This is a genomic window from Mucilaginibacter sp. McL0603, assembly GCF_049992945.1.
GTDB lineage: Bacteria > Bacteroidota > Bacteroidia > Sphingobacteriales > Sphingobacteriaceae > Mucilaginibacter.
Map to the genome: position 1 here is coordinate 3,433,937 of NZ_CP188251.1, position 22,032 is coordinate 3,455,968.

A 22,032-nucleotide genomic window follows, 5' to 3' on the forward strand; every position below is an offset into this window, starting at 1 on the left:
AGATATGAGACAGGGATTGGTAAATCTCACATCTCATATCTCACATCTCAAATCTAAAACGGATGAATGCAATAAAAGAGACACATTTTCAATTTCCAAAGCAAACCGGCTTTTATAAGGGTAAAGTTCGGGATGTATATACAATAGATAATAAATACCTGGCAATGGTGGTTACAGACCGCATTTCTGCATTTGATGTAGTACTGCCGGAACCTATACCATATAAAGGACAAGTATTAAACCTGATAGCTGCCAAATTTTTAAAAGACACCAGCGATATTGTACCTAACTGGGTAGTTACAGTTCCAGACCCAAGTGTGACCATAGGGCGCATCTGTGAACCATTTAAGGTTGAAATGGTGATACGCGGTTATCTTGCAGGCCATGCATGGCGCGAGTATAGTTCAGGAAAAAGACAGGTATGCGGTGTAAGTCTGCCTGAGGGACTGAAAGAAAATGATAAACTGCCCAACCCCATCATTACGCCAACTACAAAAGCGTCAGTAGGGCACGATGAGGATATTTCAAAAGAGCAAATATTTGAAAAGGGAATTGTATCTGCTGCAGATTATGCCGAATTAGAAAAATATACTCATGCCTTATATCAGCGAGGTACAGAAATAGCTGCAAAAAGAGGTTTGATACTGGTGGATACCAAATATGAGTTTGGTAAGGTTGGTGATCAAATATACCTGATCGATGAGATACATACACCTGATTCTTCCAGGTACTTTTATAAGGAAGGATATGAAGAACGTCAAAAAAATGATGAACCTCAAAAGCAATTGTCAAAAGAGTTTGTTAGAAAATGGCTGATCGAAAACGGATTTCAGGGCAAAGAAGGCCAATCGGTACCGGAAATGACTAAAGATATAGTTAAGTCGATATCAGAACGTTATATTGAGCTATTTGAACAAATCACAGGAGAAAATTTTGTTAAACCTGAAAATGACAAAGTTTTAGATAGGGTAGAAGGGGCAATAAACAAAGCATTAAGCATAATGTAATTTTTTTATTAGTATGTAAAAAAGTTATATCTTAGTAGCATAAATAATAAAAAATGAAATTTACTGTTGATAAGCACGAAAAATACGTTTTGTTGAAACTAAATGAATCAAAGCTAAATTCGTTAGTTACTCCGCAATTAAAATCTGAGTTGATATTGATCAATACCGAAGGGCAAAGAAATATCATCATGGATCTTTCGCAGATAAAATTTGCTGATTCATCAGGTTTAAGCAGCCTGCTTGTAGGACATCGTTTATGCAAAAATGCCGCTGGTGTATTTATACTATCGGGATTAAATGATGCCGTTTCGCGTTTGATCGCCATCTCTCAATTAGACAGCGTACTTTCCATTGTTCCGACTACAGAAGAAGCAATTGATCTTGTTTTTATGGAAGAGGTAGAAAAACAATTGAAAAAAGAAGCAAAATAAACCCAATTATTGTTTACCGATATGAGATTTGAGGTAACAATACTTGGCAGCAGTTCAGCAACCCCCATTTTTAACAGAAACCCCTCTGCCCAGGCGTTAAATATAAATGAGCATCTATATTTAATTGATTGCGGCGAGGGTACGCAACAGCAAATGCTGCGTTTTGATGTTAAAGCCAGCCGCATAAATCATATTTTTATTAGTCATCTTCATGGTGATCATTACCTGGGCCTTGTAGGACTCCTTTCGTCCATGCATCTGAACGGACGCATCAAAACCCTTAAATTATATGGCCCGGTTGAATTAAAAGAAATCATAGACCTTCAATTAAAATATTCCGACACTGAATTGCAATATGCCATTGATTTTGTGCCCACACATGCAGACAGATCTGAAGTAATTTTAGAGAGCCAGGATATTACTGTCGAAACTATTCCTCTTGATCATCGCATTGCTTGTACAGGATTTCTGTTCAGGGAGAAAAAAAGACTTAAAAAAATAATCAAAGAGAAAATAGCAGATCTGAACATACCAGTTGAATATTATTCGGCTATAAAAAAAGGTGCTGATTATGTATCGCCCGATGGTACTCTTTATAAAAATACGGACATAACTACTAGTCCCCAAGAGCCCAAGACTTATGCTTATTGTTCAGATACTTTATATAATGAAAGCTATTTTCAGCAGATAAGTAATGCCGACATGCTCTATCATGAGTCTACCTTTCTAAATAATATGCTCGAGCGGGCACAAAGCACTTTTCATACCACTGCTTTGCAAGCGGGTGAGGTCGCGCTCAAAACACATGCTAAAAAATTATTGATCGGACATTTCTCTGCCAGGTATAAAACCTTAAATGAGCTATTGGACGAGGCTCGCAGTGTTTTCCCGGATACCGAATTAGCTGTTGAAGGAAAAACCTTTCTAATTGGAGACTGAGGTTAACTTGCTTGAAACCGCACAGGCTATCTCAATAAGTATAAAGTATTTGATCTTTTATCATTAAAGAACTATTCCTCTCAGGTTCATTTTGTTTCTTTTTTCTCTTCACTTGAGGCATATTTGCGTATTTTAGTCGGGTATGCAATCGTTTGAAATAAATAAGGAAGATCTTGAGCGCGTTAAAACCGCTCTTGAAAGCGATGATGCTGAATTAGAGAAAGTTCTGCAGGAATATCACGCTTCTGAGATTGCCATACTATTTGAAAAACTTCCCGTTGAAGCAAGGGAAAAGATCATCAATATTCTCCCGTCTGATATTGCATCCGAAGTTATTGCTGAAATGCACGAGGAACAGGACGCCGGGGAGCTGTTAATAAGCCTGGACCCTGAGAAACGTTCTGAGATTATTGAAGAACTGGATTACGATGATGCGACAGATATTATCTCTCAGCTTGACGAAGACGAACAGCAAGAGATATTAGAAGACCTTGATCACGAAGATGCTACCAATATCCGGGCGCTGTTAAGCTACGCTGAGGATACGGCTGGTGGTTTGATGAACTCCGAAGTCATCAAGATCAATATCAAGCTTAATAAAAAAGAAGCATTAGACGAGATCATTCGCCAGTCTGAAGAGATGGAAGAGTTTTACACCATTTATGTGGTGGATGATGCAGATATTTTACAGGGAATTTTATCCATCAAATCTATTATAAAGGCCCCCGCATTTGCCAAAGTAAAAGACTTGTTTGTAGATGATTTTGTATATGTAAGGGCTGAACTTGACCAGGAAGAGGTTGCCGGATTGATCTCTCAATACAATTTAACTACAATACCCGTTGTTGACGACAAAATGAAATTGCTGGGCCGCATCACGGTCGACGATATCATGGACGTAATGGAACAGGAAAGTACGGAGGATATCTTGAAGATATCCGGTGTATCGGAAGATGAAGAACTGAGCGGTAACTGGAAAGACGCGATAAAAAGTCGTTTGCCCTGGCTGGTGATCAACCTGGGCACCGCTTACCTGGCTGCTTCTATTATCCGTCACTTCGACTCAACCGTTGCATTGCTTCCGCAAATAGCCGCTTATATGACCATTATTGCCGGGATGGGCGGTAATGCCGCCACACAATCACTTGCGGTTACGGTAAGGCGTATCTCATTAAGTGACCTTACCGATGCACAGGCATACAATACTGTAGTAAAAGAATTCCTGGTGGGATTGTTAAACGGAGCTGCAAACGGGCTCATTGTTTTCATAATAGCCTTATTTTATGACGCAGACCCAATGCTGGGATTGGTATTATTTTTAGCCATGACCGGTAACCTGGTAATTGCAGGTTTAACCGGCTCATCCATACCATTGGTGTTGAAAAGAGTAGGTATTGATCCTGCTGTGGCTTCATCTATCATTATCACCACCTTTACTGATTGTGCAGGGTTTTTATTACCCCTTTGGCTTGCTACCAAGCTTTTATTGCATCATCATTAAATAACATAAAGCTTTTCTATAAATTTGAAAAATAAACAGAAACGAATGACAGAGATCAGAAACAACTGGACAAAAGAAGAAATTGCCGAGATATATCATAAACCCTTACTTGATCTTATCTACGAAGCTGCAACTGTACACCGTGAGAATAAAGATTACTCAGAAGTACAGATCAGCTCGCTTATCTCTATAAAAACTGGTGGTTGCCCCGAAGACTGTGCATATTGCCCACAAGCTGCACGCTACAACACCGGTGTGGACGTTCACGCTATGATGCCTAAAGATGAAGTAATTGCCGCTGCCGAAAAAGCAAAAGCAGGTGGCGCATCAAGACTTTGTATGGGGGCTGCATGGCGCGAGGTACGTGACAACCGCGATTTTGACAAAGTGATAGAAATGGTAAAAGCTGTGAATGAACTGGATATGGAAGTATGCTGTACTTTAGGCATGCTGACCGAAAGCCAGGCACAACGCTTAGCCGATGCAGGTTTATATGCTTATAACCACAATTTAGATACTTCTGAAGATGATTATAAACGTATTATCACAACTCGCACTTATGATGATCGTTTGCAGACATTAGAACACGTGCGTAAAGCCAAAATAACTGTTTGCAGTGGTGGTATTATTGGTTTGGGAGAAACGGTTGAAGATCGTATCTCAATGTTGAAAACACTTTCAAACTTGCCTAAACATCCAGAATCAGTACCAATTAATGCATTGGTTCCGATTAAAGGTACACCATTAGCCGATCAGCCAAGAGTTTCTGTATGGGATATGGTGCGTATGATCGCAACAACACGTATTATCATGCCTAAAACAGTTGTGCGTTTATCAGCAGGTCGTACGGAAATGAGCACCGTTGAACAGGCGCTTTGTTTTATGGCCGGGGCTAATTCATTATTTGCAGGGGAGAAACTTTTGACCACTCCAAATCCTTCGTTTGATACTGATATGGCAATGTTTGAATTACTAGGGCTGAAACCGCGCGCTGCATTTAAGAATGGCAGGCCGGGGGTTACTAAAGAAGTTGTAGAAGCATAGTTATAAAACCAATAGCAATGAAAAAATATACCCGTCTCATTTTACTAATCTTGATTACCTGTGTTTCATTTACCACAGGCTCGTGTCAAAATGCGGGTAGCTTAAAGATCGTCATCATCAGGCATGGTGAAAAGCCTGCTGATGGCGATAATTTGAATTGCCGTGGGTTAAACCGTTCACTTGCGCTACCAAAAGTTCTGTATAGCAAATTTGGTGTTGTGTCGGCCATCTATGTTCCGTCTATCAATGTGGGTAACAGTACAAAATCGGGCCGTATGTTTCAAACAATAACGCCATATGCTGTTAAATATAACTTGCAGATCAATAGTAGCTTTGATGAGAACGATTACAAAAAGACAGCTAAGGAAGTGTATAATCGCACTGGTACCGTACTCATGGTGTGGGAACATAGCGCCATAGCGCACCTGGCTAAGGCTTTGGGCGTAAAAGGTGACATTAGAGACTGGCCAGATAGCGATTTTGATAGTATATGGATCATTACTTACAATAATGGCAAGGCAGTTTTATCAGCGGATAAGGAAGGCTTGAATCCATCTTCAAATTGTCCTTTTTAATTAATTCAATATCGAACATCGAATTTTAAATATCCAATAATGAAGTATTAGAGGATGGGGATTCATTATTAGATATTAAGTCTAGACCTTCGCACTGAGCAGCCAGCGCCATGCCCATCGGGTTGCCCGGTTAAAACCTTTCCATTCATGGACAAATTCAATAATATCATCAAGGCACTTTTCTGCAAACTTATTTTTAAAATCCCTGGCGGCTATCTTAAATACCTTGTCAGGATTTTCAAGGCCAATACGTTCAAATATTTCTTTTTTTACATACATAGTCCGCACAAATAAAATATTGAACAGGATCACATAGCTGTATAATGTGCGTTTAACGTAGCCGGCTTTTGCAGCATAGGTTTTTAACAGGCTTTTTGTGAAAAGTATATGTCGGGCTTCTTCAATATTGTGCAAATCGAACATCTTTTTTAGAACAGGATAGATGTTTGGTGATTTACGGGCATAGTTACCATAAACATCTGTTACCAACTCAACAGACACACTACCCATAAAAAGATAGTCAGCCGGTAAGTATTTATTGCTGAATTCGCCTAAAAATTTATGAACGCCTGTTTGCTTTATCGGCTTGCCACCCAATTTACTGATTGCCTGCCCGAACATTTCCTGGTGACGGAATTCTTCTATCAATTCCCTTAATAAAAAACGATGTTCCACATCATCTAACGGCAAAGTCAATATATGCCTTGTCATAAAAAGGCAGAATAAACATTCGCCCCAGGCATAAGATGCAATTACCTGTACAAGCTCGTGCCGACCAAGCTCCAATTTCTGAACGGGAGTTAAGGTATCATATATTTCGAGCCCATACAGTGAAGTAAGTAATTCAGGCAAAAAGATATCATCAGCTTCCGGTTCCTGTTGCCAGGGAATATAAGTCTCAGGCATTAAGGGCCTTTCCTTACTGATCTTGATCAAGCGTTCAATTTCCTGTACTTCCATTTCGATTTCCGGATGCTCTAATTTATCATATAAAAGTAAAATACCTATTACACCAAACTACATAACAATTCGCAACGTTATTAGTTCGTGATAAGGTTTAGGTTAGCATGCCCTTGATAAAGGCATGCTGAGCCCCCGCCGCCTGGCGGGGGCTTTTTTTATTACTAGTGACGGGAAAGTTTGAAGAAAGGTTGCTTAGTTAAGCAGGTATTTAACTACCCTGTATACAGGATAGATAATGATTGGTGCTGCTATAATATCAATAGTATAGTGCACATGTTGCACCAGCAGTAAGCAAGCTACAATACATGTACCGGTAAGTGCCAGTATTTTATCCCATTTTCTTTCTAAACATAAAAATGCCAGGAACAGGATAGAGGTGTGACCAGAAAAGAATAAGTCTTTAGTAATGGTACTTCTTCCGTAGAAGACTGCAGTTAACGGATCGGTTAAAACAATAAGTCCTGCCGGGGGATTAAGTGGAACCAGGGTAATGGCCAATACCCTAAGTATGGTAATGAATATAAATGTCCATAAGTAGGTAATATAAATAGTCGGCTTTTCAATAGCACGCCATAAAGCGTAAAATCCGATACCCCAGATTACTGTAAAAATAGCCCATGAAACATTATGAGCTGGGATCGATGCTAATACAAAGTCCTGAATAACCGGCCCATCCCTTTTTTGAATCAGGTTAAAAAAGGGGGGAAGCATGAAAGAAATGATCATCATCAACAGGGAACCAACGATTAGCTGAATCCTTTGCAGAGATGAACTCCAGGTTTCTTTCCAGTTATTTTTTAATGCAATCGCAATTGGTCGAGCCACTTTTATATGATATTATATTAATTTTAATGGGGTCGCAAAAATACATAAGATAAATGAATTGTTAAATTTTCTTTAATCCTAAATTAATACTTAGGACGTAATAGAGAAATTTTTGTTACAATTTTGATTTTTTTTATACGCTCAATCGTCTTACCCGAAAATTTCTTGTAACTATTTTGTTCTACTATAAGTCTTTAAGTATCTAAAGGGGATACATCCCTCATTAGAAATTTATTTACTGATAATCAATAATTTATAAAAAATACTAATTGATTAGTTGCAATACTAATCAATTAGTACTACTTTAGTTCTATAATTTATTTCATCATGCAAAAACTGGCTAAAAGAGAAGAACAAATAATGCAGGTATTCTGGACATTGGAAAAAGCATTTATAAAGGAGATCATACCCGAGCTACCGGATCCTAAGCCACATTATAACTCAGTAGCAACTATGGTAAAAATTTTAGAAGATAAGGGGTTTTTAGCGCATGAGGCGATTGGTAATATTTTCCGGTATTACCCTATCATCTCAAAAGATGAATACCAGGGGCACGCCATGAAGGATATTGTGAGCCAATATTTTAATAATTCTTATCCAAGCATGCTAGCCTATTTTGCCAAGCAAGAAAAATTGTCCGAGTCTGAACTAAACGAAATAATAGAAATCATTAAATCAACCAAAAAATGATACCCTATATCCTGCACGTTGCATTACTCATTTCAGTATGCTTGTTGTTCTACAAGATATTTCTGCAAAAGGAGACTTTTTACCATTTAAACCGGGTGGTACTGCTTATCTGTTTAGCCTTATCATTCGTGTTACCATTGATCTCTATTCCACAAGCATGGACATTAAGAAACGCACCGGTGGAAAAGGTTGTGAATACACCGGAACAAATAGCACCAATCGTTAAGCAACAAATGGTGCCGGATAAAGAATCTATTAAGCAAGAGGTGCTTGCAAGACAGCAAATTTTAAAAACTCAGGCCGTTAACAACGATCAGGACAAGCCATTTTTACCGATCGCTATTAAATGGATGTTCTATCTGTATTGGGCCGGTGTAGCAGCTTTTGGATTGAATTTGCTTTTACAAGTTGTGGTTTTACTAATCAGGGCTTATTCAAACCCGGTTATAAAGGATGGAAAATTCAGGATAATTGAAGTTAAGGGTGATAAAGCCCCATGCTCGTTCGGCAATAACATTTTTATCAACCCTGAAAAATACGACTGGGACACCTATAACCAGATACTGATGCATGAAAAAGTGCACATACAACAGGGGCATAGCTTTGATATACTGTTGGCAGAGATAGTGCTTGTTTTCCAATGGTTTAATCCATTTGCCTGGCTTTATCGCGGTGAGTTAGAAAATAATCTGGAGTTTTTAACCGATGAGGCTGTACTGGATCAAAATTCAGTCGAAAAATCAAGCTATCAAATGAGCTTATTAAAAGTATCGGCGCCGCACTTAGCGTTGAGCGTTACTACCAATTACAACCAATCACTCTTAAAAAAACGTATAGTTATGATGAATGCCAAGAAATCAAACATCCATACGATGTGGAAATATTTTATACTGGTACCGATAATGGGTGGGTTGGCCTGCGCGCTTAATCAGACCATTGCTTATAGCCAGGCAGTAAAAAACACAACTGCTAAAGCGCATACGAATATCAAGCAGGCTCAGAAGAACTGGGGATCGACAGACCGTACTGTGGGATCATGGTTTGCAACTATAAAAGGTGAAAGAGTTCGAATGGAATTCAGAGGCGACGATAACGACCACGATTGGAACAGCAGTTCGGATGATTTTAAACTGAGTGAATTATCATCAGTTCCAAAAGATCAGAAAGGAGATTTTACCATTACCCGGGATGCTGGTACGATGAAATTTAATGGAAAATTTGATGGTAACCAGGGCTATGGGCATTATAAATTTGTTGCCAATAAGGAGTTTACAGATTATGCAGGCAATGAAGGTATAACTGATATGGATTACCAGGATGAATTTGCCTTTTTCATTATCAACATCAATAAAGCTTATGTACACATGTTAAAGAATAATGGTTATGGGCATATCAGCAAAGATGAGATGATATCAATGGCTGCATTAAAAGTGGATGAGCCTTTTATTAAGTATTGGAAACAAAATGGTTATCCTGATATTTCTGCAAATGAACTGGTTTCTGCAAAGGCATTGGGCGTTGATGGTGAATATGTAAAGGAAATACATGAAGCCGGCTATCCAAAGATCAGTTATGATCAATTGATCAGCTTTAAGGCACAGGGTATAACCGGTGCGTACATCCGGGGATTGAAAAAGGCAGGGAAGGTTGAAGGAAAAGACAATGGCGAAAACGGCCTTCCGTCGCCGGACGATATATCATCTTATAAAGCATTAGATGTTGATTCGACCTATATTGAAGGGTTAAAAAATGCAGGGTATGCCAATGTTTCTTTTAATGAGCTGACCAGCATGAAAGCACTGGGCATTACACCTGAATACATAAAAGAATTTTCGAAGATAGGCTATAAGGATATGTCAGCTGATGAGCTTCAATCTTTCAAATCATTGGGTATAACCCCTGAATTTGTGAAAGGATTTGAAGATATCGGCTATAAAAATATTTCAGGAAATGAGTTGCAATCATTAAAAGCATTGGGTATTACGCCTGAATATGTTAAAGGCTTCGAAGCATTAGGATATAAGGATCTTTCGCCGGATCAACTATCTTCCTTTAAAGCTTTAGGTGTTACTGCAGAATATGCAAGGGGAATCCAGGCACTGGGTTATAAGCAAATATCGCCTGACGAATTGGGCTCTTTAAAAGCGCTTGGTGTAACCCCGGGCTTTATTAAAGGGTTTAAAGATATTGGATTTACGGATGTCTCCCTGGATGAAATTTCTTCGCTTAAAGCAACAGGTGTAACCCCGGCATATGTATCATCGATGAAGGCAAAAGGTTTTAATTCTAAAGATCTTGATAAGTATATCCAGATGAAGAACGCTTTCAACTAATCAATTATAAAAAACTTACGGAGTCCAAAAAACTTCGTAAGTTTAATCTGTCTTTCACCAGTATATAACATCCTGGAATAATTAGCTATTACCTAAGTTTTACAGTCATTTAATAAAATAACCAATAAAATATGTGGGTATTAATTGCAGTTGTTATATTGATTTGTGCAGTGGTAACGATGATCACCATGCAAAATGCGAGGCATTAATAATCCAGTTCCTGGCAATTAAAACCCGCATTATGTAGCAGTGATTCAACCGAGCCGGGATTTAGGTCTTTGGCCACTACGCGCAACACTTTATCGCAATCATCCAGATCGAAATTCCATTGCTCAATAGCCGGAAAAGAAGTCAGCAAGGCACTTACCTTACTGACTTTTTTCTTGCTGGTCACATTTGTTTTGAAAACTAATACTTCCATAAGACTTTATTAATTTAAACCTAATAACTATCGACCCTGTTAAAATTGGACATCTATACTGAATTTTTTATTCGACAGGCTTAGAAGTATCTTCTGCGGGCTTCTCCGTGTTTTCTGCCGGCCTGTCCCAATCAAAACCACCACGATTTCTTCCCCATTTGCCACAGCGTGAGCGCATTTCCTCCCTGAAACGTTGCTGCTCTTCCGGGCTCATGTTCTTAAAGCGTTCTATTTTATGCATCCATGGAGAGCCCCCACGTCCGCGCCCGCCAAATCCGAAAAGTATTTTGGATAAAACAAGTACCCCCATGGCTTGCCAGTAAGTAATTGTGCTTGCGTGCAATATATCCGGCAGTAGGTTGTTCCATAACAACATTACGATGTAGGTAATGAGGAATAAAGCCCCCACAGCTAAAAATGGTATTAAAATGAATTTCTTCCTGAAGCCAAACCTTTGTCTGTAGGCTGAATCTTCAAAACTTCTATTTCTCATATCTTTAATTTTTTTAATATTCCATCAATTCTTCATACAATTGTTTAAGCCTGTTACGCAGATGAAGTACTGCATACCGCTTTCTTGATACCAGCGTCTGTACATTTTCGCCGGTACGTTTTGCTATTTCGCCAAAGGGGATTCCATCAAGTTCCTGCCATATAAAAACCTGCTTTTGATCTTCGGGCAATTCATCCAGTGCAAAAAATAACTGTTCCCAAAAAAGGTTACGGATATATTCTGTTTCGGGGGTAGTGCCTTCGGTCAATAGGATAGCTCTGAAGTCGGGGCCATCGCCTTCGTCCTCATCGTCAGACAGGTTCAGGTCGAATAGTTCTTCTGTTTTTTTCCTGTTCTTATCGATGATCTTATTGGTGGCTACCCTATATAACCAGGCGCCCGTTTGTTCTATCGGCTCAGCGTTTACTACGGCGCTTAGCTGGTACCAAACATCCTGCAGAATGTCCTCGGCATCGGCATCGTTTTTAACTCTCCGGCGGATAAAGCCCAGCAAGCCTTTACCATACTCTTTAATTGTTTGTATGATATGCTTGTTTTTTTCTTCGGGCATTACGGCTGCGATCAATTTATTTCTCCTTTAAAGGTAGAGACGATTGACCCAAGAAAACATTTTAAAAAAAATAAAAATTCTTTGGACGGGCTTGTATGGATTATGTGGGTATAGCTTTATCCGCTTTGATTAGCTGATTTTAATATTTAATATTGACCCGTTTATATAATTAAAATGAAGAACAATTCTAGACGATACGCTTTCCTGTCATTCCTGTTTCTTGCTGTATTTACAATGCAGGCCAGGGCACAGAGTACTCAATCAAAGGAAGCTGCGATAATTGCAGCAATGAAAAATTCTGCAAATGACTGGAATAAGGGCGACCTGGATAGTTTTATGAAGATGTACACCGAGTCGTCTACGATGATGATGCCGACCGGCCCTGTCGGGGTAGGTTCGATAAGAGAGCTTTACGAAAAAAAGTATTTTAATGGCAAAATGCCCAAGCAAAATTTGTACTATGATGAAATGAAAGTAACCTTGTTGGGAGAAAACTATGCGCTTTTAACAGGGAAATTTACTTTATCCGGCAATAATTTACCAGAGCGTTCGGGGCGTTATTCATTGGTGATGGTTTACACTAAAGACGGCTGGAAAATTTTGCATGACCATTCGGGATAATACACAATTTCTTTAAGTCTTAAATTATTATTTACAGTCAATCAGATCTTCATCCGGGTAACGATAATATTTGCCATCATCTGTAGTAACTGCTACAAAGTAATAATCATCATACGAATCATGCCAACTCATTGAGTCAACAGTTACGTGAGCAGAATGATTATTATCATCCCGACCAAGAGCATTTGGCGAAATGGTACATTTTGTACCGGCTGATAAAATTCTTGTCTTGAATTCAGGTTCAATGTTATTCTTTACGCAGGCACTTATAAGTATTGAAACTGCTAAAATTACCTTTTTCATTCTTTAAGTTTATATAAATAACTATACCTATTGATGCTATTTTAGTTGCATCAAGTACATCTAACGATACCTAAACCTTACGATCTGTTTAAAAAAAATCCTGAGCCTCGCAATTGGTAACTGTTGCAAAAAACATCATTAAAAATATTGTCTTCACTTAAATATTGATAAGATTGGGTTGTTTAGAATATTGGCAGGTAGATTTAGTTATGAGATTGATAAGTTTTAATACTTTGCTCAATAGCATACGCGTAAACAGTTTACTTGTCAAACGCATAAATTGCAAAGTATTATTTCCCAATAATTAAATTCAATTGCCGTAACTATTGATATGAAGAAACTTTATCAATAGTATTTAACCAAAAAGGGGTAGGAAACAGGTTAGATAAAGGACGTAATTTAGGAGTTTATTTTAATATTAAAAAATAAGTGGCAATTTTTATACGCAAAAAGAGTAACTAAAGAGAAATTTGAGCATGGGAAAGCGTTATTAATATGAGTATTTATCATTTCTCAATAATTAAATAATAGACTTTCCTATTAAGAAATATCAATTACGTCCTTGATCCTGTAAACCCGAAAGCTGCTATAGTCAAAAAGTGGGGCTAAATAAGTTCCTTTGCAGCCGGAAAATCTATAGGTACCTGTATAAGGCGAAAAGTGTAGTTAGTAAAACTCATTACGTTGATCAATACCATCAAGTCAATTATAGCGGCTTCGTGATAACCTAAGGCATAAAATTCATCCAGCAATTCGTCACTTACCTTTCCTTTTTGCTCTATTATGGAATGGATCACCTTGTAAATAACCTGCCATTTTTGTTCAGGATAGTTGCCGGCACGCAGAGCAAGCGTATCATCCTCGCTCCAGCCGTTTTTTATAGCCGATTGTGTATGTGATGCCAGACAATATTCGCAGCCATTAAATTGGGATACGATGAGGTAAATAGCTTCACGCTCCTTTGCGTGGAAAGTGCCGCGGGCCTGCTCATTTACGTAAGCAAGATAAGAGTTGAGCGCATTAGCCGAATAGCCGATGGTTGCATACAGATTGGGCATTTTACCCGTGAGCTTGGTGAAACGATAAAAAGCAGGCTTGGCGGCGTCCGATACCTGGTCATAAGTGGGTACGGTAAATGGTTTCATAGTAAGAAGATTTGGAAGAGTAAAATTAGTAAGATTACCAGGCAATTTGAGTGGAAAAAAAAATATAAACAGGTATGCGTTAAAGCGGGGATAGCTATTAAAAATTAATAAAAACTTTATGTTGTAGTCATTTGTAATCCATTCAAGTCTTATAAATTAGATCACCCATCCCACCGATCGCAGTTATTCTATCAGTTGCTTATTCAACCAGTACGATTAATAAGAAGTATATTTTTTTAAACCATAAAAAATTAAAGTCATGGAAAACAAAGATTTAACCATCATCCTGGTTCACGGAGCATGGGGAGATGGGTCACATTGGCAGCATGTAATTCCGGCACTGAGCAAGGAAGGATACAAAGTCAGAAGCGTTCAGAACCCGCTGACCTCGTTAGCAGATGACATTAATAAAACAAGGGATTTAATTGATGCACAGGAAGGTAAAGTACTGTTAGCAGGGCACTCTTATGGCGGAGCAGTTATCACAGGTGCCGGCAATCACGACAAAGTTGCGGGCCTGGTTTATATAGCTGCATTTGCACCGGATGAGGGTGATAGTTTAGGAAGTATTTTTGCACGCCGGGAACAACCATCAGGCGGGGCGAGTATCTATCCTGATAACAAAGGCTTTTTATGGATCAAATATGATGAATTTCATCAATCCTTTTGCCAGGATTTGGGAGAAGACGAAGCCTTAGTGATGTCATTATCCCAAAAACCGATACATGGTACATGTTTTGGTGATATGTCTGGTGTACCTGCCTGGAAAACCAAACCAAGCTGGTACCAGGTTTCCGACCAGGACCACATGATCCCACCTGAAACAGAACAAGAAATGGCGGATCGGATAAATGCAAAAAAAATAATTCACTTAAATGCAAACCATGCTTCATTAGCTTCCCATCCACAAGAAGTAATTGAATTAATTTTAGAAGCGGCAACAAATGTGGAACAAACATTACACATTCCACACGAATTTGTTTAGCGTAAAGTATATAAGTAAAAAAGATTGATAAATTTTCACCATCGTTTTTAAGGTGATTTGAAATTTTTAATTTTTTTGGAATATAAAGCCTGATACTCTTGTATCGGGCTTTTACTTTGATACAGCCAACACCAATAAATATTGAGTAGATACATAAAGCATTGCGTCTCTGCGTTCCATCGTTCCATATGTATTCCCTATCGGTATTCTCCACCCATTCATCTATTAAATTTTGGATATATCATTTATATACTTACATTTAGTTGTGTCATAATTACACAATCAATTTTAAACCTGTTATTTGTTAGTTGATTAGGTTGATTGAGTGAATAGTTGATTATGTTAAAAGCAAACATAGTTCATACTTAAAACTCAATCAACCTAATCAACCACTCACTAAGTTAAATATGAAAAAAAACTTTACCCGTCCGGTTATTTATTTTATCGGTTCACTGTCCTTACTTGCGTTTGCAGTGACATTGAGCAGTAGCACCAATCAGCCCGAAAAATGGACAGCCACTGATGATGGCGATGGCATTGTATTGGTAAAAAATCAAAATGGGCCCACTTTGGGCTATTCGTCAAAGTCAGGCCTAAAAATACTAACTGTTGACGGTCTTGCCTTTAAAGACCTGAACCGGAACGGCAAACTGGATAAATATGAAGACTGGCACTTGCCGGTTGAGGAGCGGGCAAAGGACCTGGCATCGCAAATGTCGCTGGAACAGATTGCAGGACTAATGTTGTACAGTGCTCACCAGGCAATTCCTGCAATGGGGGGAGGAGCGTTTGCATCTGGTACTTATAACGGCAAAAAATTCAGCGAAGGCGGGATTGATCCTTCTGAACCCACTGACCAGCAAAAGAGTTTTTTATTGAAAGATAATTTAAGGCATGTGCTGGTTACTTCGGTACAAAGTCCGGAAGTGGCTGCCAAATGGAACAATAGCGTACAGGCATTAGTGGAAGGTGCGGGTTTAGGCATACCGGCAAATAATAGTTCGGACCCAAGGCATGGCACTTCGTCGGGTGTAGAATATACTGCTGGAGCAGGTGGGAAAATATCACAATGGCCTGATCAATTGGGTCTGGCAGCTACGTTCGATCCTGAAGTGATAAAGGAATTCGGGCATATAGCTTCACAGGAATACAGAGCTTTGGGTATCGCTACGGCATTATCACCGCAGATCGACCTAGGATCAGAGCCACGCTGGGTACGTATTAACGGTACTTTTGGAGAAGACCCGCAATTAGACGCTGATATGGCCCGTGCATATGTAGATGGTTTTCAAACGTCGACCGGGGAAAGTGAGATCAAAGATGGCTGGGGCTATCACAGTGTGAATGCCATGATGAAGCATTGGCCGGGCGGCGGTCCGGAAGAGGGTGGAAGGGATGCGCATTTTGCTTACGGCAAGTTTGCCGTGTACCCGGGCAATAATTTTGATGAACATTTAATCTCCTTTGTTGATGGTGCGCTTAAGCTTGACGGCAAAACCAAAATGGCTGCTGCAGTGATGCCTTATTATACCATATCATACGGCAGGGATGTGAAGAACAAGGAAAATGGCGGTAACGGTTACAGCCAATACCTTATAACTGACCTGTTAAGAACAAAATATCATTATGACGGCGTAGTTTGTACCGATTGGGGTGTTACGGCTGATGAGGGCAAAACACCGGATCTGTTCATGGGAAAGTCGTGGGGAATGGAAACCAAAACTGTTGCCGAAAGACACTACAAGATCCTGATGGCTGGCGTAGACCAGTTTGGCGGCAATAATGATTCGGCCCCGGTAATTGAGGCTTATAAGATGGGCGTAAAAGAACACGGTGAGCCGTATATGCGCGCACGTTTTGAAAAAAGCGCTGAAAGGTTACTAACCAATATCTTGAGGACCGGGCTGTTTGAAAATCCCTACCTGGACGTAAATAATTCTAAAGCAACGGTAGGCAAGGCGGAGTTTATGACGGCGGGATATAATGCACAGCTAAAATCCATTATCCTACTGAAAAACAGCAACAATGTATTGCCGCTGAAAAAACAAGTAACCGTTTACCTGCCTAAAAAATATACGCCATCTATGCAGGGATTTTTCGGTCCTCCGTCAAAAGAGCGTTGGGATGATGCTGTAGGTCCTGAACTGTTCGGCAAATATTTTAAATATACCGACGATCCATCCAAAGCAGACTGCGCAGTTGTATTTGTAAGCAGTCCCTATGGTGGCGCGGGTTATGATAAGGCAGATGTAGCTAAGGGTGGTAATGGATATGTACCGATCACCCTGCAATACGGAGAATATACTGCAACCCATGCACGGGTGCACAGCATTGCCGCTGGCGATCCTGTTGAACCGGGTGTTGATAACCGCTCGTACAAAGACAAAACCATCACCGCTGGAAATTATAACGATCTGAAGACCATCCAAGAAACCAAAGCCGCGATGAAAGGCAAACCGGTAATAGTGGTGATCACTTTATCCAAACCTGCTATCCTGGCAGAATTTGAAAAGGATGCGGATGCCATTGTAGCCAGCTTTGGTGTGCAGAACCAAGCGATACTGGATATTTTAACGGGCGTTGCCGAACCAACGGGTTTATTGCCTTTCCAGATGCCCGCTAATATGAAAACAGTTGAGTTGCAGAATGAGGATATTCCGCATGATATGACCTGTTATAGCGATGTTGCCGGACACACATATGATTTCGGTTTCGGCATGAACTGGAAAGGGGTGATCCATGATGCGCGTACAGAGAAGTATGTTGACCTGATCAAGAAGCCGGTTATCAGTATAAAAAGAGGGATGGTAAGCCTTGCCTGTGCAACGCCGGGCGTCAAAATATACTATACGACAGATGACTCAACACCTGCTTTTATTGAAGGCAATGAGTATTCAAAACCCTTTAAAGTTGCAAAAGGTAAAGTGGTAAAAGCGATAGCTAAGATTTACGGTAAGAATAATAGTAGTTTGGTTGAGGAAGTGGTGAAATAATATAGAATAAATATCGAACATCGAATTTTGAATGTCGAATATTGAAGTATCTAAATTATAATTGACTTAAAATAAAGTATTTACGAGGGTTCACAGGTGCTCATGCAGTGAACGTGAACACTCGTTATTTATTTCTTAGAGGATTTGGCAATGGGATTATAATCCAGGGCCAGTTTGATCCAATGATCAAAATCCTTTTTATTACGAAAACGTTCCTCGCTGATGTAGATAAAACCTTTCATGTGCTTGCCGCCATGAATCATGGGGCGGGTACCATTTTCTTCCACTAATTGCTCGGTTATTTCGGGGTCGAGGCGGAGCATTAGTTCGTCACCGCTTACACTTACACACATCTTATCATCGACCATAAAAGTAACTCCGCGAAACATTTTCTTTTCCTCAACATTTGGCGCGTCAGCTAATGCTTCGCGTACACGGTTAGCGAGGGTTTCATTGTATGCCATAGGTCTATATGTTATGCTGTTAAATTAAATATTCTTTACCTTTTTCAGTTTGATGATCTTACCCTTTATTACTTTTTTATCAGCAGCTGAGCGGGATAGTTTTATAGCCAGTTCAAAATGTTCAATTGCCATATTTGTATCTATTGTACTATAAAGTTCGCCTAATAAAGTGTGATATAGATTATTATTGCCCAATTCCAGTTTTTCAGCTTCTACGATAGCTTCTTCATTGCCATAAACTTTGGCCAAAGCGTATGTACGGTTCAAAGCCGCTATGGGCGAATACTCTGTGATCAGCAATTGGTTATACAGGCTGAGTATTCTGGGCCACTTATCCGCATCTTTGCCGGTTACTGTGTGCCAGTAAGCGATAGCTGCTTCCAGGTGATATTTAGACAGGTAATTTCCGGTAGCTGCTTTATTTAAATAATATTCGCCACGCAAAATCAGCTCTTGGTTCCAGAGTGAAGTATCCTGATCTTCATATAATATCAGTTCATCATTAGAGTCGATCCTGGCTTCAAAGCGCGAGGCATGAAAACACATCAGGGCGAGCAGTGCGCTTACATAAGGCTTATTCGTATTTTCATTTTCAGTAAGCATATGGGTAAGGCGCATAGCTTCGAGGCAAAAGTCTTTCCGTAGCACGGAATTACTGCTTGACGAATAATACCCTTCATTAAACAGCAGGTAAAGCGTCGTCAACACATTCTCAATTCTTTTATCTATTTCGGTATCAGATGGTAATTCGATCTTTACCTTATCTTCTTTTAGCTTTTCTTTAGCACGATATAACCTTTTGTTTATAGTTTCTTTATTCGTCAGGAAAGCATCTGCGATCTCATCGATGCTGAAACCGCAAAGAATACGAAGCGATAAACCTATCTGCGCCTCGGATGATATACCCGGGTAGCAAATGGCAAACATCATCTGCAACTGGCTGTCTTCGATGTTTTTCACGGACAGATCTATTTCTATCTCGTGTTTCTCATCGGTTGTGTATTGTATATGCGGAGAGACTTTCTGCGAAAAGATTGCATCGCGCTTTAACAAGTCTTTTGCTTTATTTTTTGCTACTGTATAAAGCCAGGCAACAGGATTTTGCGGTATGCCTTTTAGCCCCCAGGTTTCAGCAGCCAACAGGAAGGTGTCACTCACTAAATCTTCGGCTACTTCGGTATGTTCCATACCAAAGGTTTTAGCCAGTACAGATGTAATTTTTCGGAATTCCGTCCGGTATAAATGAGGGATCAGCTCTTTTTCCTGCATAAAAAATATAAAAGCTTCTGTTCTGTAAATATAAGAACAGAAGCCTGTTTAAAAATTTAGCCGTTCATCGGGATGATATATCTCACCTCAACGTTGCCGCCGATTTTAAGAATAGGACACCCTTTGGCTATATCGGTAGCTTCTTCAACAGATTCAGCCCGTATGATGTGAAGTCCGCGTAAAACTTCCTTAATTTCGACGTAAGGGCCTGAGGTAATTACTTTTCCCGGTTTAACCGTCTTGCCATCAAAGCCCAGGCGTACGCCCGGATCAGCTAGTTTTCCCTGCGCGGCAATGCCGGTCATCCATTCCTGCCATTGTTTGCCGAGGTCCTGCACATCTTCGGGGGTAAGTTTATTCTCGTTAACTGCGTCGTTTCTGAAAAGCAATGCAAATTCTTTCATTTCTTTTAATTTTTAAGATTAGCAATTAAATTAAGCGTTCATTACGATAATATCCCTTACCTCCACATTGCCCCCGACATTCAGTATGGGGCAACCTTTGGCTATTTCGACAGCTTCATCAATAGAATCAGCCTTAATAACACTGTAGCCGCCGATAAATTCCTTAATCTCCGAATAAGGGCCATTGGTAACAACATTTCCCGGTTTAATACTACTGCCTTCTGATCCCAACCGGTTACCAATGCTGGCCAGCTTATTTTGTGCTGCTATACTGCCCATCCAGTTTTCCCATTGCTTTAAAATGCCTTGCATTTCCTCAGGTGAATACTTGTTTTCAGGCATCGTTTCATTTCTGTAAATCATTACAAATTCTTTCATGGTTTTAATTTTTTGTTTTAATATCCTTATGACGACTGATCTGTTTATTATTGGACAAGGTCTCTGATTTTTTTTAAATTTTTATCAGAATACAAGCCACGTATTTCTATACTGCCGTTACCAACAAGCGGTGCACTTTTGGCAATTTCAGTAGCCTCATCAATGGAATTGGCCCGGATGATAAGGTACCCGCCAATAATTTCCCTGATCTCGGCATACGGACCATTGGTTATTACTTTACCATTTCTAATAGTTCTGCCATCATTGCCTAAACGGTTACCTCTGCTAACCAGGGTATTACTAGCGATAATACCATCGACCCATTTTTCCCAAACCGTCATTCCGGCCTGCATTTCTTCTGGTGAATACTTTACCTCAGGCAGTTCTTCCAGCCTGATGATCATTACAAACTCTTTCATAGTTTTAGTTTTTTGTTTTTAGGTTAATGACGATCTGAAAAACTAAATTGGACAAACCCTTTCAATTTTTTTTCGCTGATATAAAATTTAGTACTTAATTTATACTTTTAACCAATTAAACCTGCCATTGTGAAGAAACACCTCATTATCCTTATGCTTGTGGTATCTGGCATGCAAGCCGTATATGCACAGAAAAAATCAAACCCTAATTCTGTATTAAAAATAATGAATAAAGTTGCTGATTGGCAGCTTAAAGATTGGAAGGATCATGGCCCCAGGCACGAAAAATGGCATTGGACAATGGGTGCATGCTACGCAGGGTATATGGCGCTTAATCAAGTAGGTCATAACTCCATTTATTTCAATGCGATGCGTAACATCGGAGATAGTCTAAAATGGAATACCGGTCCAAACCGTCAAATGGCCGATGATTATTGCGTAGCGCAGATGTATTCACAAGTATATCTTAAAGATAAACGGCCTGTAATAATCGCACATTTTAAAACTTTGGCTGATAGTATTATAGCGCGGCCGCATATCGAATCATTGGAATGGAAGAACAATATAGCCAGCAGGGAATGGGCATGGTGTGATGCCTTATTTATGGGGCCTCCCGCTTTTGCTTACTTATCATCTGCCACAGGGGACAAAAAATACATTGACTTTGCCAGTAATATGTGGTTCAAAACAACTGATTACTTGTTTGACAAGGATGAAAATTTATATTTCAGAGATGGTCGTTTTTTTACGCAAAAGGAAGCCAATGGTAAAAAAATATTCTGGTCAAGAGGAAATGGCTGGGTGATGGGTGGATTGGTAAGGATGCTGGATAATATGCCTGCAAATTATCCGGAACGCGTCCGCTTTGAACAGTTATACCGTAAAATGGCTGAGAAAATAGTCAAACTGCAAAATAGTGATGGGACCTGGCACGCGGCACTACTCGACCCGAATAGCTACCCGGTTAAAGAAACTAGTGGCACTGGGTTTTATTGTTATGCGTTGGCCTACGGCATCAATCACGGGCTATTGCCTTATGACAAGTACCACGAAGTGGTAGAAAAAGCATGGGCTGCATTAACCTCATCCGTACATCCAGATGGCAAACTGGGCTATGTACAGCAGATTGGTGAAAAGCCCGAAAAAGTCACCGATGATGATACAGAAGTATATGGCGTTGGTGCATTTCTGTTGGCAGGATCAGAAGTTTATAAGTTGATGCTTAAGCATTCCTGATTATTGTAACAATCAGCTAACA

Annotated in this window: 24 protein-coding genes; 12 read left to right on the forward strand and 12 right to left on the reverse strand. The window is 39.7% G+C overall.

What is annotated here, in order from left to right; translation table 11 throughout:
• Positions 1 to 62 precede the first annotated feature (62 nt).
• The 6 genes from ACPPVU_RS15690 (at position 63) to ACPPVU_RS15715 (ending at position 5,497) form a co-directional block, all read left to right on the forward strand.
• Positions 63 to 1,007, forward strand: coding sequence for a phosphoribosylaminoimidazolesuccinocarboxamide synthase (locus ACPPVU_RS15690; RefSeq protein ID WP_426667466.1), 945 nt, complete (start codon positions 63 to 65; stop codon positions 1,005 to 1,007).
• A gap of 53 nt (positions 1,008 to 1,060) precedes the next feature.
• Positions 1,061 to 1,438 carry an STAS domain-containing protein gene (locus tag ACPPVU_RS15695; protein ID WP_426667467.1) on the forward strand — a complete coding sequence of 126 codons (378 nt, stop codon included), beginning with the start codon at positions 1,061 to 1,063 and terminating at the stop codon, positions 1,436 to 1,438.
• Between the two features lie 21 nt (positions 1,439 to 1,459).
• On the forward strand, positions 1,460 to 2,377 hold the full coding sequence (locus ACPPVU_RS15700) for a ribonuclease Z (protein ID WP_426667468.1): 918 nt from the start codon (positions 1,460 to 1,462) through the stop codon (positions 2,375 to 2,377).
• 142 nt (positions 2,378 to 2,519) lie between these two features.
• The gene (mgtE, locus tag ACPPVU_RS15705) at positions 2,520 to 3,878 is read left to right on the forward strand and encodes a magnesium transporter (RefSeq protein WP_426667469.1); all 1,359 of its coding nucleotides are present in this window, start codon (positions 2,520 to 2,522) and stop codon (positions 3,876 to 3,878) included.
• Between the two features lie 45 nt (positions 3,879 to 3,923).
• Complete coding sequence (gene bioB / locus ACPPVU_RS15710) at positions 3,924 to 4,922, forward strand: biotin synthase BioB (RefSeq protein WP_426667470.1); 999 nt, start codon at positions 3,924 to 3,926, stop codon at positions 4,920 to 4,922.
• Positions 4,923 to 4,939: 17 nt separating this feature from the next.
• Positions 4,940 to 5,497, forward strand: a complete 558-nt coding sequence (locus ACPPVU_RS15715; RefSeq protein WP_426667471.1) for a histidine phosphatase family protein — start codon at positions 4,940 to 4,942, stop codon at positions 5,495 to 5,497.
• A gap of 81 nt (positions 5,498 to 5,578) precedes the next feature.
• Here the strand turns inward: ACPPVU_RS15715 and ACPPVU_RS15720 are convergent, their stop codons facing one another.
• Both ACPPVU_RS15720 and ACPPVU_RS15725 read right to left on the reverse strand, forming a co-directional pair.
• The gene (locus ACPPVU_RS15720) at positions 5,579 to 6,457 is read right to left on the reverse strand and encodes a diiron oxygenase (protein ID WP_426667472.1); all 879 of its coding nucleotides are present in this window, start codon (positions 6,455 to 6,457) and stop codon (positions 5,579 to 5,581) included.
• A 195-nt stretch (positions 6,458 to 6,652) separates the two neighbouring features.
• Positions 6,653 to 7,285, reverse strand: coding sequence for a phosphatase PAP2-related protein (locus tag ACPPVU_RS15725; protein ID WP_426667473.1), 633 nt, complete (start codon positions 7,283 to 7,285; stop codon positions 6,653 to 6,655).
• 327 nt (positions 7,286 to 7,612) lie between these two features.
• Here ACPPVU_RS15725 and ACPPVU_RS15730 point away from each other — a divergent pair, with 327 nt between their 5' ends.
• Both ACPPVU_RS15730 and ACPPVU_RS15735 read left to right on the forward strand, forming a co-directional pair.
• Entirely contained in the window at positions 7,613 to 7,975 is a 363-nt protein-coding gene (locus ACPPVU_RS15730) for a BlaI/MecI/CopY family transcriptional regulator (RefSeq protein WP_426667474.1), read from the forward strand.
• Complete coding sequence (locus tag ACPPVU_RS15735; RefSeq protein ID WP_426667475.1) at positions 7,972 to 10,308, forward strand: M56 family metallopeptidase; 2,337 nt, start codon at positions 7,972 to 7,974, stop codon at positions 10,306 to 10,308. The genes ACPPVU_RS15730 and ACPPVU_RS15735 overlap by 4 nt, the downstream gene beginning before the upstream one ends.
• A gap of 205 nt (positions 10,309 to 10,513) precedes the next feature.
• Here the strand turns inward: ACPPVU_RS15735 and ACPPVU_RS15740 are convergent, their stop codons facing one another.
• The 3 genes from ACPPVU_RS15740 to ACPPVU_RS15750 form a co-directional block, all read right to left on the reverse strand.
• On the reverse strand, positions 10,514 to 10,729 hold the full coding sequence (locus ACPPVU_RS15740) for a hypothetical protein (protein WP_426667476.1): 216 nt from the start codon (positions 10,727 to 10,729) through the stop codon (positions 10,514 to 10,516).
• A 67-nt stretch (positions 10,730 to 10,796) separates the two neighbouring features.
• A complete protein-coding gene (locus ACPPVU_RS15745) occupies positions 10,797 to 11,222 on the reverse strand; it encodes a hypothetical protein (RefSeq protein ID WP_426667477.1) in 426 nt (141 codons plus the stop codon).
• A 13-nt stretch (positions 11,223 to 11,235) separates the two neighbouring features.
• The gene (locus tag ACPPVU_RS15750; RefSeq protein ID WP_426667478.1) at positions 11,236 to 11,793 is read right to left on the reverse strand and encodes an RNA polymerase sigma factor; all 558 of its coding nucleotides are present in this window, start codon (positions 11,791 to 11,793) and stop codon (positions 11,236 to 11,238) included.
• 174 nt (positions 11,794 to 11,967) lie between these two features.
• Here ACPPVU_RS15750 and ACPPVU_RS15755 point away from each other — a divergent pair, with 174 nt between their 5' ends.
• A complete protein-coding gene (locus ACPPVU_RS15755; protein ID WP_426667479.1) occupies positions 11,968 to 12,414 on the forward strand; it encodes a YybH family protein in 447 nt (148 codons plus the stop codon).
• Between the two features lie 27 nt (positions 12,415 to 12,441).
• On the opposite strand, the gene ACPPVU_RS15760 is transcribed toward ACPPVU_RS15755, so the two are convergent.
• Together ACPPVU_RS15760 and ACPPVU_RS15765 are read right to left on the reverse strand one after the other, a co-directional pair.
• Positions 12,442 to 12,717, reverse strand: a complete 276-nt coding sequence (locus tag ACPPVU_RS15760; protein WP_426667480.1) for a hypothetical protein — start codon at positions 12,715 to 12,717, stop codon at positions 12,442 to 12,444.
• Between the two features lie 605 nt (positions 12,718 to 13,322).
• Positions 13,323 to 13,862 (reverse strand): carboxymuconolactone decarboxylase family protein, encoded by a 540-nt coding sequence (locus ACPPVU_RS15765; RefSeq protein ID WP_426667481.1) that lies wholly within the window; start codon positions 13,860 to 13,862, stop codon positions 13,323 to 13,325.
• A gap of 259 nt (positions 13,863 to 14,121) precedes the next feature.
• On the opposite strand from ACPPVU_RS15765, the gene ACPPVU_RS15770 reads away from it, so the two are divergent.
• Positions 14,122 to 14,847, forward strand: a complete 726-nt coding sequence (locus tag ACPPVU_RS15770) for an alpha/beta hydrolase (RefSeq protein WP_426667482.1) — start codon at positions 14,122 to 14,124, stop codon at positions 14,845 to 14,847.
• A gap of 407 nt (positions 14,848 to 15,254) precedes the next feature.
• On the forward strand, positions 15,255 to 17,840 hold the full coding sequence (locus ACPPVU_RS15775; protein WP_426667483.1) for a glycoside hydrolase family 3 N-terminal domain-containing protein: 2,586 nt from the start codon (positions 15,255 to 15,257) through the stop codon (positions 17,838 to 17,840).
• Positions 17,841 to 17,968: 128 nt separating this feature from the next.
• Here ACPPVU_RS15775 and ACPPVU_RS15780 read toward each other — a convergent pair whose 3' ends face one another.
• The 5 genes from ACPPVU_RS15780 to ACPPVU_RS15800 are packed head-to-tail and all read right to left on the reverse strand — an operon-like array spanning position 17,969 to position 20,774.
• A complete protein-coding gene (locus tag ACPPVU_RS15780) occupies positions 17,969 to 18,304 on the reverse strand; it encodes a TfoX/Sxy family protein (RefSeq protein ID WP_426667484.1) in 336 nt (111 codons plus the stop codon).
• A gap of 24 nt (positions 18,305 to 18,328) precedes the next feature.
• A complete protein-coding gene (locus ACPPVU_RS15785; RefSeq protein WP_426667485.1) occupies positions 18,329 to 19,573 on the reverse strand; it encodes an RNA polymerase sigma factor in 1,245 nt (414 codons plus the stop codon).
• A 56-nt stretch (positions 19,574 to 19,629) separates the two neighbouring features.
• Entirely contained in the window at positions 19,630 to 19,977 is a 348-nt protein-coding gene (locus ACPPVU_RS15790; protein WP_426667486.1) for a YciI family protein, read from the reverse strand.
• Between the two features lie 30 nt (positions 19,978 to 20,007).
• Positions 20,008 to 20,355, reverse strand: coding sequence for a YciI family protein (locus ACPPVU_RS15795; protein WP_426667487.1), 348 nt, complete (start codon positions 20,353 to 20,355; stop codon positions 20,008 to 20,010).
• Positions 20,356 to 20,402: 47 nt separating this feature from the next.
• Positions 20,403 to 20,774, reverse strand: coding sequence for a YciI family protein (locus tag ACPPVU_RS15800; RefSeq protein WP_426667488.1), 372 nt, complete (start codon positions 20,772 to 20,774; stop codon positions 20,403 to 20,405).
• A gap of 129 nt (positions 20,775 to 20,903) precedes the next feature.
• Between ACPPVU_RS15800 and ACPPVU_RS15805 the strand changes: the two genes are divergently transcribed.
• Positions 20,904 to 22,010 carry a glycoside hydrolase family 88/105 protein gene (locus tag ACPPVU_RS15805; protein ID WP_426667489.1) on the forward strand — a complete coding sequence of 369 codons (1,107 nt, stop codon included), beginning with the start codon at positions 20,904 to 20,906 and terminating at the stop codon, positions 22,008 to 22,010.
• Positions 22,011 to 22,032 lie beyond the last annotated feature (22 nt).